The sequence below is a fragment of the Bradyrhizobium sp. 521_C7_N1_3 genome, from assembly GCF_052075975.1.
GTDB lineage: Bacteria > Pseudomonadota > Alphaproteobacteria > Rhizobiales > Xanthobacteraceae > Bradyrhizobium > Bradyrhizobium japonicum.
Genome location: NZ_CP197232.1, coordinates 8,659,750 through 8,676,777 on the forward strand (window position 1 = coordinate 8,659,750; position 17,028 = coordinate 8,676,777).

A 17,028-nucleotide genomic window follows, 5' to 3' on the forward strand; every position below is an offset into this window, starting at 1 on the left:
GGTCGCTGGATGAAAGGGAAATTCAAGCGCCCACGGCGCGTAAGGACGTGGGCTTGTTCAGGCTGGTGTTGACGCGCGCGAGCTGACGAATCTCCGCAAGTCCAAGCAAATAGCAGACGACCGACTCGCCTCCACGGTTTTCGTTGGCGCGATCGGGATGCAATCCATCGCGGCAGCTCCCGGTGTGCGGATCGACCAATGCTACGGACAGATCATTGCTGCCCAGAAACCAGCCAAAGGCGCGCATGGCTATGGTTTTCCACTCGGCATCGCCGTCCGCACGCCACGCCGTCAGGCAGGCAGCGATTGTTGCCGTGGCTTCCACGGGTTGCTGATCGAAGGCGCGGGGATGTTGCCGCTGTTCGCCGAAGCTGCCGGTGCCCACCGGCCGGAAATGACCTGCCACGCTCGTCTGCTGCGTCATCAGCCAGCGCAATGAGCGCAATCCGGCATCGCGGTATTGCGGCGTTTGAGTCGTCATCCCTGTCAGCATCAAGGCTTGCGGCAATCGCGCGTTGTCGTAAGCGAGCCCTTCCTCGAACCACACCCAGTCCGGCGTCTCTACCGACGCCAGACAGGACATCAACCTGTCAGCAAGCGCGTGCCGGACTTCCCTTGCATGGAGATCATCCGGAGCAACAGTGCAATAAGCGTCCAGACCTAGCAGCATGAACGCCCACGCGCGGGGCGAGCTGAAGCTCTCGGCCGTCGACAAAGCCTGGGCGAACAAATCCGTGGCCCACCTGCGCCGCGACGGGCTTGCGTCTCCGCGCGCCGCCTCGCCCAATGCCCATAGCGTCCGCCCGTGACTGTCTTCCGAGCCTCTGTCCTCGAGCCAGGTTCGATTGAAGCCCATGAAGTTGCGAAATCGCCTGATGTCGGGATTCCACGCATGCTGCACGAATGCTGCAAAGCGGGTCGTCAGTATTTCCGGCAACGCCTGTTCGCCGGGATTGTTGAGGGCGCAGGCCAAGAGTAACGCCCGGGCATTGTCATCGACGCAATAGCCGTGCGAGCGATCCGGCACCGACTGAACCGCGTGCTGGAACAAGCCGATGTCGTCGCACATCGTCATGAAATGGCCGATCTGCATGTCGGGCGCAGCGGGGCCGCGTGGTTCCGGCGCGCCGGAATCGGGAAGCGCAAAGACCTTGAGCCGATGACCCTGCCGCGCGGCCTCGAAGGCGGACATGTAACGCTCGGCCGTGCGTTCCCACGTCATCATCCGGCTCATGGCGTATGCGCGTTGGCCCATCTCTTGCCGGCGCGCGTCGTCGGTGAGCAGTTTGGCGATCTCACCGCCGATCGCCGCCGCATCGCCGAATGGTACCAGAACTCCGCATCCGTCAGTAAGCAGCTCGCGTGCGTGCCAGTAGGGCGTCGACACCACCGCCTTCCCGAGCCCAAAACTGTAAGCCAAGGTTCCAGAGGTCATCTGGGCCTCATTGAGATAGGGCGTGACATAGACGTCGCACATAGAGATGAATTCGAGCAGCGTGGCCTGGTCCACGAACCGGTCGAGGAACACCACGTGGTCCTCGACGCCCAGCTCGCGGACCCGCGCCATCAGACTTTCGCGATAGGCTTCGCCCTGGTCTCGAACCAGATTGGGGTGCGTTGCGCCGAGCACGACATACACCGCATTCGCGCGGTGTTTCAGAACCGAGGGCATTGCATCGATCATGACTTCGACGCCTTTGTTGGGGGACAGCAGCCCGAACGTCAGAATGACCGACTTGCCGTCAAATCCGAGCCTGGCCTTCGCCGCATCGGGCCCGGCAAAGGCGACATCGGGAATGCCGTGAGCGATCACCTCGATCTTGTCGTCCGGCACGAGGTAGACGCTGCGCAGTAGCTCGCGGGCCTTGTTAGCCATCACCACCACCTTCGACGACGCATCGACGATGCGCTCCATGACCGCGCGTTGCTTGGCTGACGGGTTGGCCAATACGGTATGAAGCGTCGTCACGACCGGCATGGTCAGGCGCGCCAGCAGCGGGAGGATATGGGCGCCGGCTTCGCCGCCGAAAATGCCGAATTCGTGCTGCAGGCACACGGTATCGAACCGGCCGGCATTCAGGAAATCCGCTGCACGCAGGTAGTCTTCGACATTGTCGTCCTTGATCTGGAAAGCGACCGCCGGCGGATAGTCGTAGGCCTGGCCGCGATCGGTCATCGCCACGATGCAGGTTTCCAGATCAGGGCGTGACGCCGATATCGCTCTCTGCAGGTCCGTCGTGAAGGTTGCGATTCCGCAACGGCGAGGCAGCGAGTTGCCGATAAGGGCGATGCGGCGGAGCGACGTCATGTCTGTGCCTCGATGATCTTGCCCGATTTCCTGGAGCCCGTGCCGGTGGATGCATCGGGAGACTTGGTCGCTCGTCCGGTGCAGTCCTGCAGCAGCGAAACCATGGGATCCGGTCCCGGATAGGCGACCAGGCCGCTCATTCCGTCCAGGCCAATCGCGATGCCGGCGCTGTCGGCCTCAATGAAGATCGCGTCACCGACGGTCGCATCCGTATGCCCGATGCGCGCCTTCCCCTCGATCACGAGCATCCAGGTTTCCCGGTTGGCATCGAGCGCCCACTGCGAATTGGCCTGGAAATCGACCCGCTCGAGCACGAATTGTGGGCTCGCGACGAGAATTCTTCGTGCGTCCGTGAGACGCCGCGGAGCGGATTGAGCCTGGGATGGCCCGGCGTCGGAAGCGGCCACCGCGTCGTCTTCGTGCAGCTCGCGGTGCCTGCCAAAGTCGAACAGGCGGAATGTCGTATCGCTGCGTTGCTGAATCTCGGCGAGCACGATACCGGCGCCGATGGCGTGGATTGTGCCGCCGGGGACGCAGATGAAGTCGCCCTTCGCAACAGGGCGCCATTGCACGAGACCGGCGATCGAGCCGTCCCTGATCGCTGCGCGCAACGCCTGCGGCGTGAGGCGCCGCGTCAGTCCCAGCGCTACCCGCGCGCCCGGCGCTGCTGACAGGATGTACCATGCCTCGGTCTTCCCGTTCGGCAGATCGATGGCGTGCGCGAATTCATCGTTGGGGTGGACCTGGATCGACAGAGGTTGGCTGGTAAACAGGAGCTTGAGCAGCAGGGCGGAGCCTGGTGCATCTTTATCGATGCGCTCGAACCACAACTCCCCGACGGGGTCGCCCGAAACGTCGATGCAGCTCCATGGTCGGATGTCTGCGACCCCCCATGGTTTGCGCGCAACCTGCACCGAGGCATGTTCGATGGTCATGGATTGTCCCTACCCTTGACGCGCATCTCGAAGCGACTGCTGTTGGTCGGTGCGGTCGGTAAGATCTGGCGTGGCTAAAAAAACGTCGCGCTCGCGACGCGCGCTGTCACCGCGATCCGATCGTGTCCTCCATCAGGTGGCTACTCCGGCATCCGATAACAACCTTTGCGCGTTCATAAAGACGGGCGTGCCTTCATCAATGTTCGTTGCCGTTCGCGTCATTCTTGTGCTTGTGCAGAAATCGCGCGATCTGCCCACGAAGCTCCGCCGTCTCCAGCAACTTGCCGACCGATCCAGCGGTGTCGAAGATCTCCCGCTGCAACGTCGTCGGCAGAGCGTTCCATTGCATGATGACAGCCGCGCCAAGACACCGCAGAACGCGTTCCTCTTCGCTTGCAAGGGCCGCGCCGCGAGATTGGTCCGGGCCTATGACATGAACTGCGTCGTGGTAGTCGTCCGCCAGTCTCTGCTCGTTATCAGCAAGCGATACGAGGCGGTCCTGCAGTTCCTGAAGTTTGCGGCCTTCATCCAGATCGGTCGAACCCTTGACCCGTTCGCCGTATTTGGCCGCTTCTGCACGATATTGTTTAGACTTGAACATGTCCGGCCTTTCATAGGCGCAGCCATCCATTACGATCAAACTCGATAGTCGACCAGAACAGACACGGCGGCGTTGCCGCAAAATCCGAGTTGCTGTTGCAAAGCGGCAGCGACGCGTCGACAGCGCGCTCCTCGACTAAGGTCGCCGTCTCTTTGTCCAGCTGCCTTTCCGCACAACATTCACGCCGATCATCCCGCAACGTTTTCTTTCTGCCGAGGCGAAAACCGTCTGCCCGCCGTTTGCTCTGGCGCGGCAGCACAGCTGTTCCCTCAGGCTTCGAGCTTATCGAACTCGTCAGGCAGCAGGATCTGGCCTCGCGGCGTGCAGATCCGCACGTCCATATAGCCTTCCTGCAAGAGCTCCCGCGCCTTCTTCAAGGCTGCAGCCACCGTGTCGCGACTCAGATTGACGCGGCCGGCTCCATTGTGGCCGCCAACCAGGTATTGCATTCGTGTTGCGCTATCCACGCGGGACAACCGCTGCAAATACCAGGAGCACAGGAAACAGCAGGAAGATCACCGGCGACACGATCCAGTCGGCTGCCAAACGAGATCGAGACATCCACGCTCCTCTTCCTTTCTTCCGGCGGGAGCGTTCGTTACCCTCAGTCACCGGTGAAAGCCGCAGGATGGGCGGTGATGAGCAACTCTACGCTTACGTCCTGGGAATAGCGAGCGCTAAAACGTCGAGGAACAGCAGCGAGATCGAATTTGCAGGGCTCTCCGCCTCGGAGTGCCGGGCGATGCTTCTTGCACAAAGCGACGAGGTCATCGAGTGATGCGAGTCGTTGGCTCGAATTCGAAGTCCGGAGCAGCTTCCACGAACGTCCCGAATGGCGATTGAGGTTCGCTCCACAACCAAGCAACTGTTCTGCGCCTCCCTGATCTATCGAAATAGGGACCCCGCAGCATTGAGGCTGCCTCCTTTGGCGGTCGTCGCCCTCGCCGTACCCGCAGAGTTGAATTGAATCGTTCACTCCCATGAGGCGACGACGAAACAAAGTCAGACTTCTCAGCCGGCACGTGCTATGAGCCATGAAGAGATTGTTCGTGGCGCTGATCGTTGCAGGGTCGCCACCACAGCCCAGACGATCGACCCGTCGACTGCTCCGGAAGAGGAGCCTTCCTTGCGCGAATTAGGCCGCCCGCGCCGAACAGAAGGCGGATGATGCCGGTGGCCCTAGAGAACGCTGCTGGGACTGAGGCACCGATGGGCGCGACATTGAGATACGCCCGTGAAACCATCGGACGGGTTTGCAAAGCCCTAAGCGGGCGCCTTCCTGCCCTCAACCGAGCGCCTAATGAGGTCCGCTAACCGTTCCAAGCCGCACGTCGAGGCCGGAGACCATAAGATGAGTGACGATCGGGAACTTCATCGCGCTGCCAAAGCGAACCGAGAGCGCCTTGCGGTCGCGCATCGCGAGGTGGTCTTGCAAGAAGAGGCAAAAAATGCCGTTGATATTCGCGAAAACATGGCGCGCCTCAAGGAACTGAGATTGGCCAAGGAAGCACAAGAGACCCGAACGAAAATCTCCAAAGCGAACCAGCGCCCGGCGCCTAGGCCGGGACGATCCAGATAAAGCTGATTCAGTTAGCGGGTCTTCCTGTTCAGGTTCGCCTTTCGCCGCCTTGCGTGAGCAGCCAGCTGCTGGCAGTCGCTCATTCTGTGCGACCCGCGCTTCTGATTTTCCGCACCCATGACGCGCAGTCGCTCGCGCGCGCCACGGTGCCCCCGTGAAAAGCCCGCCAGCGGCTGGTGCCAGGGCTCGAATTAGCTCGCGTTTGACTTCCCTGGGGCGCGATCGCCAAGAAAGCCTCTTTCGCTTCTGCGCAGCTTTGAATTCAAGGACATATCTTTGAACAGCGTGCTTGGCATTGGAGCTCCAACGACGCATCAGGCTCCGGTCATTAGACCTATGGGGATATGGTCATGTGGACATTCATCGAAACCCTTTATCGCGACTATTGTTTTGCCCGCCTGCAAGAGATGCGGAAGCTCGAATCCTCGCACTGAGGCATGAGCAACGAGAGGAGCTACCCGATCGTGTCGACCCTGTTGTCGGCCTTGGCGATCGGCATCGCGATCTCGGTCATCATGGGGCAACCGCCCCAAGGCCATCCAAAAAAGCCCGTCTGTCGTCTTGTACTGAATCCCTGAGACGCTTCCCTCCGAACGAGAGAGAGAGAGAGAGAGAGAGAGCAATGCAGCACCAACCAACCAATTTCAGGATCTGGATCGAGTCCTTTACGACGCCCAGCATCGTCGCACCGCCGATCTTCTCGGCTGGCTGAAGCAATTTATCAGGGACCGCCGACAGTCAAGTACGACCAACTGGCGAACCGCAGCTATCGCGGGTGCGCCCGCACCCGGACCCTGAGGCCAGGCTCCAGCCGTTCGTAGGAAGTTTCGCCTTCGAGCTGTTTGCGCCAGCAGCTGAACTATCCGCGACTCCAATCCCTCCGGCGCCGCCCCCTCACTGAGACCCACGCCATTGTCGGACACCGAGAGATCTATACCGCTTGCGCTCGAAAACGCGACCGCGATGTGGCCCGGCCTGTCGCTAGGAAATGCGTATTCAGCGAGTTCGTCACCAGTTCGTTCGTGATAATGCCGATTGCGAGTGCATGGTTGCTGGCGAGGTCGATGTCCTCGCAGACCCCCTGACACGCGATCGGTCCGGAAGGCGCTAAGGACTGAAAGACCTTCTCGACCAAGTCTTTCAGGAAATAGCGCATGTTAGTCCCACTTCGGCGATAGATGGTCCTAGACCTCCGCCATCACCTGCAGCCGGCGCGCGGTAGCCTCGAGCGCAGCCGCGACCTCCGGACCTCCATGCCGCGCCTCCAGCCTGATCATGCCGCCGAGGATCGTCAGATTGTTCTTGGTCCGGTGAGCCATCTCTTGCAGCAGCAAGGCCTTCGTCTTGTCTGCCATGACGACCCGGCGCAGTTCGGCACGCTGGAATTCGGCGACGGCGGCCGTCCCGGCGGCGGTGATCGCAAAGAGCGCATTCGTCGCGAAATAGTCGATACCCAGGCTGCCGGCATAGCTGACATAGGCGCCGACGGCGACGGCGATGATCGCCGCGAATATTCCGGACCTCCGGTCGAAGATCAGGCCCGAGAGAAACACGCCCGGCAGCAGCAGGTACCCCGGCGAGCCGGTCTGCATCTGCAGCGCCATCTGCAGTATGGCGCAGCCCAGCATGATGCTCGCGGAGATGCCGTACCGGACGGGAGTCGGAAGCCGGTGCTTGAGTACGAGCGGGGAGAGCCTGTTCATGGATTGAAAACTACGTGCCGCGGACAGCTGTTCCTGGCGGGATCCAATTCCACAAGGCCGTGCTCGTCCGCAAGAGCAATTGACGCGGGGAACGACCGAGCGCTGCGCCGTTCGATGCGAGACCCATACGTTTCGTCACCGGCAGTGAGCATACTCCTTGTAGAGGACGCCCCTCTGATCCGCGAGTTCGTCGTCGAGGCGCTTCGCGAGGCGGGCTATCACGTGATCCACGCGAGCACCGGCGACGAGGCGCTGGCATGGTGCAACCGCCGCGTCGCGGATGTCCTGGTGACTGACGTCAGGTTGCCCGGGCAAGTCGATGGATGGCAGATCGCGGAACGCTATCGGAGGCAGTCTCCCAATTTGCCGGTCATCTACGCGACTGGCTTCTCACCCGTCCTGCCACGTCCCGTCCCCGGCAGCCGCATTGTTCAGAAACCCTTTCGGCCGGAAGAGATAGTTCGAATAGTAGAGGAGCTCGGCCAGACGAAGGGGACGCCTTCGGCTTAGCTGTCTTACCGGCTGCCGTGCTTTCACCGATTCAGCAGGGGCGATGCGCGCAGATCAAACTTTCCTGCGCAGGAACGAAGGCGTCAGTGCTAAGTTTTCCCAATGCCCCTGCCCAGGGGCGAACCCCGTACTGGCCCCAGCTCACACCCCCTAGCCCCCAGAGCTGGGGCCTTTATCCTCGGTAGATCCTCCGGGGTAGGCAGGCCTGGGCCGGAACGGTTCTGGCGGCGTTGGCGCTGGCCAAGTTCAAGAAATACGACAGCCAGGCCGACGCAAAGCGCAACGTCGTCGCCGCGATCGAGAGCGTCTCAAAGCGGCTCGGCAACACGCCGGCCATCTGCCGCAAGTACTACGTGCACCCGGAAGTCCTGAACGCCTACATGTCCGGGAACCTCGTGAAGATGATTGAAGCCAAGATAGCGCAGAAGTTCAAGCGCCAGTACGCCAAGCTTACCTCCGACGAGATCGTGGTGCTGGCATTTCTCCGCAGGCGCCTCGGTTCTCTGAAGGAAGCCGCCTAGCCTGACGCACCATTTTCTGGATGCCTGTGCCCTCCTCAGTCGTTCCGGGCGCGTCTCAAACGACGGGTGCTCTCGTCGGCAGAAACGGACCCTTCTTTCAAATCCGGGGTGCTGGACGTGGTCCGGTCGCGGCTCGCGATACCGTGCGGGTTCGGTTCGACGCTACGAACGCGAACTAGTGGAGTCGAAGTCGAAGCTTCAGGAGGGACTGGCCACTCAGCTGGAACCGCACAGCTGCGCGAACAATTCATTGCCGTCCTCGGCCACGATCTTCGAAATCCGCTTGCGGCCATCAGCGCCGGCGCGCGGATCCTGCAGCGGTCGGGCGCGCTGCAGGAACCAAAAGAGCTTCGTATTCTCGGCATGATCAACTCGACCGTCACCCGCATGTCCGATCTGATTGACGACATTCTGGATTTCGCGCGCGGACGACTGGGAGGGGGCATCACCTTGCAGGAGAGGCCAAGCCGATCGAGCCTGTGCTCGAGCAGGTCGTCGACGAATTACGAACGGCGTCTCCTCAACGCCTGATCCAGACCGACTTCGAGATAAACGAGCCCGTCGACTGCGATCGCGCGCGTATCGGACAGTTGGCCTCCAATTTGATTGGTAATGCCCTTACTCATGGAGCGCCGGACCAGCCGGTGCGGATGGGGGCCAGAACGGAGGGCGGGACATTCAGGTTCTGGGTGGCTAATTGCGGCGAACCCATTCCAGGAAGCCGCCATGCAGAGACTGTTTGAGCCGTTCTTCCGCGGAGAGGTGCGCAACAGCCGAAACGGACTCGGTCTGGGACTGCATATCGCTTCGCAGATTGCGCAAGCGCACGGCGGAAGGATCGACGTGACCTCGACGCCGGAAGAATCCCAGTTCGTGTTCTCGATGCCGCTCGTCCGGAACGATCGGGCCAAATGATCGCGCGTTCCCGACGCCCTTTCCTTCGGAACCAATCCTCCCCGCTTTGCTTGGCATGCAAAGGTCATGCTGAAATGTCGAAGGTGAAGCCGGTCATCCTGATCGTCGAAGACGAGTTCCTGCTGCGCATGGATTCCGTCGAGATTTTGGAGGATGCGGGGTTCGACGTCATCCCGGCTGCAAATGCCGACGAAGCCATCGCAATCCTGTCGACCCGGGCCGATATCCACCTTGTCTTCACCGATATCCAGATGCCCGGTTCAATGGACGGGTTGAAGCTTGCCCAGTTCGTGCGGGACCGTTGGCCGCCGATCAAAATAGTTGCGACATCGGGTCATGTCCGGGCCGCGGGCGATGATTTACCAAAGGGCAGCGTTTTTCTGCCTAAACCGTACCGTGGGGCCGAACTCATCGCGACGCTGCGGGACATGACGGGGATCGCCTGAGATCGATCACATTTTTCGCTCCCCTCGCGAAACCAGCGGGCCCATCGAGTTCGACGGCGTTTGAAGATAGGGCCCTGCCGATCAAACCACATCAGGACAGCCTGCGTTCCGGGGACGCACCATTCGATCCTCGGCCTACCTAGCGAGCAGAGAGAGCCGGATCCTTCACTGCCACAGCGCCCCCTCGGGCGGGACCGAGACCCTGGAGACCATGGCCAAAGCCACGCGCCAGCGCGGTTTCGAGTATTTCGGGTGCGCGGACTGTAAATAAGCACCGAAACTTTGACCCCCATCGGCTTTCAACGTTGACCCCACGCGTGACGACCATTCCGGTGATGTTTCAAGAAATTGGGCGACGTGGGCCGGGGTCATCCTTCGGCGCCGATCGGGGGTCAAACAACACGCCGAATGACAGGGGGATTCCCGCACTTCCCGACTCGAAGCCAACCGCGATTTGCGCGGGACGTCAGCTCGACGAATAGACGAGCAAAACACTTGCGGGATCGGGCGTTCGAGTCCTTGCCCTCGGTAGTCGCCGGTTCGGAGGAGCGGGAACGTTCAGTGGGCTCACGCCGTCATCGCGACAGCCGCGGCGTCGGAAGCTTGCTGGCGTCGGACTTAGGAACTGCGCGTTCCGCGCTGACTTCGGTCGATGACGCCGGCGACAATGGATGAGCGTCGCCTCAACCGTCACACGGGCGCAGCGTCGGCGGGGCCCAGTGCATTCCGCGATTTCGCCGTTCGCCACGCCCTCAAGGTTCAGCTCCAGATCGTCGATGCCGAACACGCAGGTGATGAAGGCCCAGAAGCTCGCAAGCGTGAAGCCGAGCAGAACGACCACAAGGATTAGCGGCGACACGCGGGTCGGCGTTCACCTGGCGACCCGCGATCGATTGAAGTTTTCTGCGTCCCGTGTCAGGTTGGGATTACCTAGGGGCTACACCCTGGGGCTACGCCGGCAGTCCTCGGTGTGCAGAAAAGCCTGATTTTATGGGGCTTTCTCGAAATTATGGCGGAGAGGGAGGGATTCTCGTCCCCGATACGAATCTATACTGGCCAGCCTCCGCCCGCGGCAGCTACTGGATGTTTCCCAGCACCCAACCAAGCAGTCGGCCACGAAGACCTCCCCGCTGGCGAACTTCGAGGAACCTGAGAACCTCGGGACAATCATTTGCGATAACCGCCGCTTCCAGCAGACCCTTGGCAGACCCCTCCGAGATGCCCTTCTCATGACGAACGAGGCACTCGAGCACCGACAGGAAGTCGGTGTCGGACTTCGCTAAGCGCAACAAGTCGGGGAGCAGCGCAGGACGCAGCGCATAGATCTCGACGATCTTGTCCAATTCTCCCCGCTCAATCAGCTCGACAATCGACGAGACATTTACCGACGACGTCGAAAGAACCTCGTGGAGCTTAAGCAGCGCCGGACTCGAAACAACCGAGAGGATGATCGAGCGCATATTTCTGCTGTTCGTCTTGTCGTCGACGATCGCCTGTGCCACGGCGTACACGGTACGCTTGGCATCCTCGTCCACGGGCACCTCGACAACATACTGCCCAAATCCTTCCGCCTTTCGCTGCGCTCGGTACTTGCGCTTGGCTTCGGCCGCCTCTGAAACCTTCTTCTTAACGCGAGCGACGCGGGCATATGCTTTTATCGCTTCCAGGCCGAATTCCGCGACCTTCTCGTCAAACTGAGACTCGTTGCAGAAGTCTGCTCCCGAGCCTTCTTCGAGAGTCTCATGGCAGTTTCCAGAGCTCCTTTCACCGCAGGTCTTTGTGGTCATTTGCACGACTAGTCCCGAGACCAGTCTCCCTATGCCTGGCCTGCGAAACGCCAATCGCATCGCGCGCGCAGAATGCCGCGCGTCGAGCGACGTGCCGGAGGCTCGTTTCAATTTTTTCAGGGGTGCGCGAGGCCGTTTGCCGGGATGAAGGCCTGATATCTGGAGAAGCCTTCACCGCCTTCCGTCACTAAGTGACGCCGGATCGGAAACTTCCGGCGAGCCTCTCCATGGCCCGCACGACCGCCCTCGGGAGCGGTGGACACATGTTATATAGGGCGGCCCCTCTAGCACGCCAAACTCTCGAGAGCAGTATAGTTAAGATGAGTTAATGCCGGGGCTCTCCGCGCCGAGTCGGCACGGCCTCTCTAGAGCCCCGAACGGGACACTCATCGCTGCGAACAGCATCGCCTCGCGAAGGCTGCCGCTTCCAAAGCATTCGAGCGGAAGTCGCGAGCTTTCCCACCTCAGCCACAAGGACTAGTCCGAAGACTAGGCCGTGTACCCATAAACCCGGCGGTGTGATGCGACTAAAGCAATGTCTGCTTTGCCCCTATAGCGACCGACTTCGGGCGGCAGCGCAATATGTCGCTATGGGCCAACAGGCGACTGAGGCGGCACTTACTCGGCTGGTGGGATCGCGTTGAGAAGCTGAGAAATGGCAGTGACAAGCTGCGCGGGCGCGAACGGCTTCGCCAACATGATGCTGTGAGGTACGCCCTTTGATGCCCAATCGTCTGCTTCGATGCCGCTCATGTAAACGACGGGAAAGTGGGGGGCGATCTCTCTGATGTGTCGCGCGACCTCCCACCCGTCGATCTCACCGGGCTTCAGATTGATGTCCGTGACGAGCGCCCGGTATTTGCCCTCGGCCACATCAAGTAGCTCAATGGCCTTTTCGCCGGACGGAGTTGCTACAGTCTCGAACCCGCCCTCGCTCAGGCAGTCTTCGACAAGGTCCTGAACAAGCTGGTCGTCTTCAACGACCAGGATAAAAAGCTGTTGGTTTTCCACTCGGGGACCTCAGTGCGCCGCAATAGGAGCGCAAGGGTACACGCGGGGAACAGACTATCGTTCCGGGGAAAGTGAGCAATATTGCTCACAATGAAACTGGGGCCACTTGGGGTTAAAACCCATCTTGAGAGAACAGACGGGAAAGTGGAACAAAGCCCGGACGCGACTGCCTCTCTGGGCCTCGCAGTTTCCCATGGTCTGCTTGAGGCCCCCTATTCGGCAGCCTATTCGGAACAATGCTGTCTGGAAGCACTTGGCGCAGTAGAGGTTGCCGATGCCCCGCTACTTTTTTGATGTTGAGGATGGCCACAGGCTTTTTGATTCATCGGGCTTTGTTTGCGACGACGATATCGCTGCAATCATCAGGGCGACGGTGCTGGCCATCGGCGTTTCACTTGATAAGCCCGAAGATGATCCTAAGCGTCGCATCGCCATAATCAGCGATGACGGACGTGAGATCGGCACCGTGCCCGTGTATTCAAGGCCCTCATACGAAAACCCGGCCCAATAAGGTGCAGCCGCTACGTCGGCGCTTGCAGTTGACCGTGAAGCCAGCCGGTTGTTCGCGGGGATTTCATCGGATCAACCAGATCGGCCACAAGCTGGTGGACGTCCTTGCACGCGGGGCACTCAAACGTCCGGATATCGAAGCCAAAGCGGCCGGGCGTAATCCGAGCCAGCACCGCTTCTGTTCGGCACGCTGGACATAGCGTTCGGGGATGGCGGAACATGTTGCACGCCTTGATCAGGCGGGAGCGTTACAGAACTCTCAGTCACCGGTAGTTGCCGTGGTGGGCGGTGATGGGACCCACTGTGGAACCGCCGCTGGGCTCGGCGCTGGTCAGTAGTGCTCACATGCCAAAAGAAATTAACGTGTCGTTAGTGAGTTAGGTCGCCGCTAGATATCTACAGGCCGACTTCTTCAACACAATCGCCCAGAAGTGGACAGCCTGAGATCATCATTGGCGGGCGTCCCTGAGACGACGCCAAACCCCGTCAGCCATCGTCCGGGGCCAGCGTTCATTCCTGCAAGCACCCGGTCGCGCAAGACTGTGGGGCAACGTTCGCCGCGCTGGGCCAGCTCGATGACTCTCGTGGCGATGGTCTCGCGAGCCCGCGTGTCGCCGTTGATATGAAGGTAATGGCAGACTTCCTCACAAGCCAGGGACATCGCCTCAATATCGTTCGGCTCGAACACGCCCGCTGATAAGAACGGAAGGATGACACCCATAATTCAGCTCCTCTGTTACTGGGACGCCTCTTGGTTCGGCATCTCCATAACGAACGAGTCTGCGCACATTTGGAGCCGAAATCTGAGCTTTAGTGCTCACCTGGCCGCCGGGGACACGTGCCACTACACTGCCACCGACATCCGGGCCGGGTTTTCCTGATGTTCGGTTTGCCCTAGAATGTAAGCCAGTTGATAATTAAAGGCGGGAAGCGTGGCCAAGGCAACGAAGAAGCAGCCCTTCGACGTCCAGGAGTTCCTCCACACCGTGGCCTCGGGGAGGACCGTTTCAAACTATCGGAAGAATCGGAAGGTCTTCTCTCAGGGAGACCCCGGTGATGCGGTCTTCTACATTCAGGAGGGCAAGGTCAAGGTCTGCGTCGTCTCCGAGCAGGGCAAGGAGGCGGTCGTCGCGCTCCACGGAAATGGGGACTTCTTCGGTGAGAGCTGCCTAAATGGGCATCCGCTGCGGGTGGCGACGGTCGTAACGGTGACGGAGTGCGTCATCATGCGGCTCGAAAAGGCAGCTATCGTGCGTGTGCTCCATGACGAGCCGAAATTCTCTGAGATGTTCATGGCTCACCTGTTGTCTAGGAACGCCCGAGTCGAGGAGGACTTGGTCGACCAACTTTTTAATTCCAGTGAGAAGCGTCTGGCGAGGGTGCTCCTCTTGATGGCGAACTTCGGCAAGGAGAGTAAGCCCGAGCCGGTCATAGCGAAGATAAGCCAGGAGACACTCGCGGAGATGGTCGGGACCACCAGGTCGCGCGTCAGCATGTTCATGAACAAGTTCCGCAAGCTTGGGTTCATCAAATACAACGGATCACTGGAGGTCCATAATTCCCTGCTGAACGTGGTCTTGCATGACAGTCCTCACCTAAGAAAGCGTGCCGAAAAGGAAAAATGAATTGAACCTGCTCGGACGTTGCCCCTCTGGTCTAGCTGCCGCACCAGCGTGGGGTCATCTAGCCGGCTTGTGAACCTGACAGCCTCACGACCGCTCTGGGTCATTTTCGACGCATTTGGCAGGGATTGAGGACTGGTTGATGTCCGCTCCTGTCCGTAAGCGCCGTACCAAGAGCGGGCCAGGAGAGTTGCGTTTGGCCGGACTGCCGTGATTCAAGCTCCCGAACTGGGGACTCGAATCATGCGCTACGAACTCGCCGACCATGAATGGACCGCCATCAAGCCGATGCTGCCGAACAAGCCGCGTGGCGTTCCTCGGGTGAACGACAGACGGGTCCTGAATGGCATCTTCTGGGTCCTCCGATCAGGAGCACCCTGGCGTGATCTGCCGACGGCGTTTGGCCCATACACCACTTGCTACAACCGTTTCGTTAGGTGGCGGCGGGCAGGTGTTTGGGGCCGCATCATAGAAGCGCTTGCCACTGCCCATGATGCCGCTGTCCAAATGATCGACACCTCCATTGTCCGCGTGCATCAGCATGGAGCCTGCATCACAAGGAACCAGCGCCAATCGATGGGAAGGTCCCGCGGCGGCTTGACGAGCAAAATCCATGCGGTGGTCGATGGCAATGGTCTGCCGGTACGGCTGGCGCTGAGCCCGGGTGAGGCCCATGACGTTCGACTCGCCGGAAAACTGCTGTCTCGTCTGAAATCCGGGTCGATGCTGCTTGCTGACCGTGGCTATGATGCGGACTGGATCAGGGAGCTTGCCATGAAGAAGGGCGCGTGGGCCAACATCCCGCCGAAAAGCAATCGAAGCGATCCGATCTGCTTCAGCCCCTATCTCTATCGTGCTCGCAACCAGGTCGAGCGGTTCTTCAACAGGATCAAACAATGTCGTCGGGTGGCGACGCGCTACGATAGGCTCGCTGCCAACTACCTCGCATTCGTTCAACTCGCGTCAATCAGACTATGGCTGCGCCTTAATGAGTCCGCGTCCTAATCTAACCGCCGCTGCGAAATTGCGTGATGTTCGGCGGGGGCGGATTTGGATATCTCTTGAGCGTTGCCATGTACTCATCGACAGTTTTGAGCGCGGGCCCCGATACCCAGCCAAACATTGCCGCTACAATGAGATCCTCGTGTGGATCCATTTCAATGTTGTAAATCTTCGGGTAGCCGGCCATCGGAGCGCTGGCGGAGAACATACCGGGCTGCCGCTGCGGTCCAATGCCGCTCGGATGAACGTCGGTGAAGTAAATGCGCCACTGCTTCCAACGAGCCGCGACGAGGTCTGCACCGATAAAGCTCAAGAGGCTTTCGCGATGTCCTATCGCTGTGCTTCCGAGCAAGACGTCGATTTGATTGACGCCATCAATCGGTCGGTCCGTTGGCATCTTGCCGCCGACGATGTGGGCGAACGTCGGCAGGAAATCCATGATCGAGAACATGGCGTATGTGGTTGTGTTCGGCTTGATCTTGCCGGGCCAACGGACAATCGCTGCCGTCCGTATCGCACCTTCAGTCGCTTCGCCTAACTCTCCGCGGAACGGACCGGAATTGCCCATGTCCGGCGTTCCCTGGTTGCCGTGTTCGCGGGCGGTTTGGCCTTGTGGGCCGTTGTCAGAGGCAAAGACGACGATGGTGTTGTCGTCAATGCCAAGTTGCTTCAGCGTGTCGAGGATCTGGCCGACGTGATAGTCCCCTTCCATCAGCTTGTCGCCGTAGTTGCCGATCCGCGATTTGCCCTTGAACTGTGGGGAAGGCAGGTTCGGGAAGTGCCCCATCGAGAACGGAAGGTAGAGGAGGAAGGGCTTCCCAGCGGCCTTTTGACGCCGCATGAAATCAATTGATTTATCGACCAACTCATTGTCGATATTGGCACGCACCTCCTCGGTATAAGGCTTCACCGTCTGCAACGGCCCACCAGCCTTCGCCTCAATGATCTGCGGCCCAGACTTTAGCAGTGTCTCGTACGGCTCATTGATCGAGTGCGTGAGGGCGATTGTCACCGGATATGTTGCTGCATCCCAGCTAATGTCCGGCGGGATACCGTAGAACTCATCGAATCCGTGCGCGGTCGGCAAGCTCTGCGGCGCACTTCCAAGGTGCCATTTCCCGTAGATCGCGGTGGCGTAGCCAACACTCTTGAACAACTCGCCCATGGTGAAGGCGTTAGCGGGAAGTGTATAGGGGCTGCCCTCAATGGCGATTAGCGACAGACCATTGCGTATCGAGTATTGTCCGGTCAGAAGCGCCGCACGGGAGGGGGTACAAGCTGGTTCCACCAGGAATTGCGTGAGACGCAACCCTTCGTGAGCCAGTGCATCGAGGCGCGGCGTCGGAGCCCCGCGCAACTCGCCGCCGCCATATGACCCAAGGTCGCCGTAGCCCACGTTATCGCCGAGAATAAAAACAACGTTGGGCTTGTTGCTTTGCTGCGCAAAGGCAGTCGCCGAACTCATCAAAGCAAATAGCGTAATCGCTGAAGTGAGGTGCTTTAAGACTGTCTTTTTCAAGGCGGTACCCCGATGACGCGCTGCGGGGACATCTTGATAGGAACCCTCGCCTCGAGCTA

General features: G+C 60.0%; 20 protein-coding genes. 10 read left to right on the top strand and 10 right to left on the bottom strand.

The window, feature by feature from the left end:
- Positions 1-22: 22 nt before the first annotated feature.
- The 5 genes from AB7008_RS40840 to AB7008_RS40860 form a co-directional block, all read right to left on the bottom strand.
- Positions 23-2,308: a glycosyltransferase family 4 protein gene (locus tag AB7008_RS40840; RefSeq protein WP_039153476.1), complete on the bottom strand. Its 2,286-nt coding sequence runs from the start codon at positions 2,306-2,308 to the stop codon at positions 23-25.
- On the bottom strand, positions 2,305-3,243 hold the full coding sequence (locus AB7008_RS40845; RefSeq protein WP_039153479.1) for a class I mannose-6-phosphate isomerase: 939 nt from the start codon (positions 3,241-3,243) through the stop codon (positions 2,305-2,307). Before AB7008_RS40845 ends, AB7008_RS40840 begins: the two co-directional genes overlap by 4 nt.
- Before the next feature lie 196 nt (positions 3,244-3,439).
- Positions 3,440-3,874 (bottom strand): hypothetical protein, encoded by a 435-nt coding sequence (locus AB7008_RS40850; RefSeq protein ID WP_014493202.1) that lies wholly within the window; start codon positions 3,872-3,874, stop codon positions 3,440-3,442.
- Complete coding sequence (locus AB7008_RS40855) at positions 3,855-4,103, bottom strand: hypothetical protein (RefSeq protein WP_162136847.1); 249 nt, start codon at positions 4,101-4,103, stop codon at positions 3,855-3,857. The genes AB7008_RS40850 and AB7008_RS40855 overlap by 20 nt, the downstream gene beginning before the upstream one ends.
- Before the next feature lie 10 nt (positions 4,104-4,113).
- Positions 4,114-4,293, bottom strand: coding sequence for a hypothetical protein (locus AB7008_RS40860; RefSeq protein WP_014493201.1), 180 nt, complete (start codon positions 4,291-4,293; stop codon positions 4,114-4,116).
- A gap of 902 nt (positions 4,294-5,195) precedes the next feature.
- Between AB7008_RS40860 and AB7008_RS40865 the strand changes: the two genes are divergently transcribed.
- Positions 5,196-5,423 (top strand): transcriptional regulator, encoded by a 228-nt coding sequence (locus AB7008_RS40865; protein ID WP_158332929.1) that lies wholly within the window; start codon positions 5,196-5,198, stop codon positions 5,421-5,423.
- Between the two features lie 1,184 nt (positions 5,424-6,607).
- Here AB7008_RS40865 and AB7008_RS40870 read toward each other — a convergent pair.
- Complete coding sequence (locus tag AB7008_RS40870; RefSeq protein ID WP_240536838.1) at positions 6,608-7,126, bottom strand: histidine kinase dimerization/phosphoacceptor domain -containing protein; 519 nt, start codon at positions 7,124-7,126, stop codon at positions 6,608-6,610.
- 144 nt (positions 7,127-7,270) lie between these two features.
- Here AB7008_RS40870 and AB7008_RS40875 point away from each other — a divergent pair, with 144 nt between their 5' ends.
- The 6 genes from AB7008_RS40875 to AB7008_RS40900 all read left to right on the top strand — a co-directional run bounded on the left by AB7008_RS40875 (position 7,271) and on the right by AB7008_RS40900 (position 10,368).
- Positions 7,271-7,636 carry a response regulator gene (locus tag AB7008_RS40875; protein WP_248879814.1) on the top strand — a complete coding sequence of 122 codons (366 nt, stop codon included), beginning with the start codon at positions 7,271-7,273 and terminating at the stop codon, positions 7,634-7,636.
- A gap of 230 nt (positions 7,637-7,866) precedes the next feature.
- Positions 7,867-8,157: a hypothetical protein gene (locus tag AB7008_RS40880; RefSeq protein WP_248879815.1), complete on the top strand. Its 291-nt coding sequence runs from the start codon at positions 7,867-7,869 to the stop codon at positions 8,155-8,157.
- 108 nt (positions 8,158-8,265) lie between these two features.
- On the top strand, positions 8,266-8,688 hold the full coding sequence (locus tag AB7008_RS40885) for a sensor histidine kinase (RefSeq protein ID WP_248879816.1): 423 nt from the start codon (positions 8,266-8,268) through the stop codon (positions 8,686-8,688).
- A 195-nt stretch (positions 8,689-8,883) separates the two neighbouring features.
- Complete coding sequence (locus tag AB7008_RS40890) at positions 8,884-9,072, top strand: ATP-binding protein (RefSeq protein WP_248879817.1); 189 nt, start codon at positions 8,884-8,886, stop codon at positions 9,070-9,072.
- Positions 9,073-9,146: 74 nt separating this feature from the next.
- Positions 9,147-9,518 (top strand): response regulator, encoded by a 372-nt coding sequence (locus AB7008_RS40895; protein WP_016845117.1) that lies wholly within the window; start codon positions 9,147-9,149, stop codon positions 9,516-9,518.
- A 667-nt stretch (positions 9,519-10,185) separates the two neighbouring features.
- Positions 10,186-10,368, top strand: a complete 183-nt coding sequence (locus AB7008_RS40900; protein ID WP_245467234.1) for a hypothetical protein — start codon at positions 10,186-10,188, stop codon at positions 10,366-10,368.
- 226 nt (positions 10,369-10,594) lie between these two features.
- On the opposite strand, the gene AB7008_RS40905 is transcribed toward AB7008_RS40900, so the two are convergent.
- Both AB7008_RS40905 and AB7008_RS40910 read right to left on the bottom strand, forming a co-directional pair.
- Positions 10,595-11,305: a hypothetical protein gene (locus tag AB7008_RS40905; RefSeq protein WP_248879818.1), complete on the bottom strand. Its 711-nt coding sequence runs from the start codon at positions 11,303-11,305 to the stop codon at positions 10,595-10,597.
- A 618-nt stretch (positions 11,306-11,923) separates the two neighbouring features.
- Entirely contained in the window at positions 11,924-12,316 is a 393-nt protein-coding gene (locus tag AB7008_RS40910; protein ID WP_441260616.1) for a response regulator transcription factor, read from the bottom strand.
- 274 nt (positions 12,317-12,590) lie between these two features.
- On the opposite strand from AB7008_RS40910, the gene AB7008_RS40915 reads away from it, so the two are divergent.
- The gene (locus AB7008_RS40915) at positions 12,591-12,827 is read left to right on the top strand and encodes a DUF6894 family protein (protein WP_304501676.1); all 237 of its coding nucleotides are present in this window, start codon (positions 12,591-12,593) and stop codon (positions 12,825-12,827) included.
- Positions 12,828-13,238: 411 nt separating this feature from the next.
- On the opposite strand, the gene AB7008_RS40920 is transcribed toward AB7008_RS40915, so the two are convergent.
- Complete coding sequence (locus tag AB7008_RS40920) at positions 13,239-13,547, bottom strand: hypothetical protein (RefSeq protein WP_211380957.1); 309 nt, start codon at positions 13,545-13,547, stop codon at positions 13,239-13,241.
- 211 nt (positions 13,548-13,758) lie between these two features.
- Between AB7008_RS40920 and AB7008_RS40925 the strand changes: the two genes are divergently transcribed.
- Both AB7008_RS40925 and AB7008_RS40930 read left to right on the top strand, forming a co-directional pair.
- On the top strand, positions 13,759-14,451 hold the full coding sequence (locus tag AB7008_RS40925; RefSeq protein WP_038944727.1) for a Crp/Fnr family transcriptional regulator: 693 nt from the start codon (positions 13,759-13,761) through the stop codon (positions 14,449-14,451).
- Positions 14,452-14,691: 240 nt separating this feature from the next.
- The gene (locus tag AB7008_RS40930) at positions 14,692-15,453 is read left to right on the top strand and encodes an IS5 family transposase (protein ID WP_211380958.1); all 762 of its coding nucleotides are present in this window, start codon (positions 14,692-14,694) and stop codon (positions 15,451-15,453) included.
- Between the two features lies 1 nt (position 15,454).
- On the opposite strand, the gene AB7008_RS40935 is transcribed toward AB7008_RS40930, so the two are convergent.
- Positions 15,455-16,969 (bottom strand): arylsulfatase, encoded by a 1,515-nt coding sequence (locus tag AB7008_RS40935; protein WP_441260617.1) that lies wholly within the window; start codon positions 16,967-16,969, stop codon positions 15,455-15,457.
- Between the last annotated feature and the right edge of the window lie 59 nt (positions 16,970-17,028).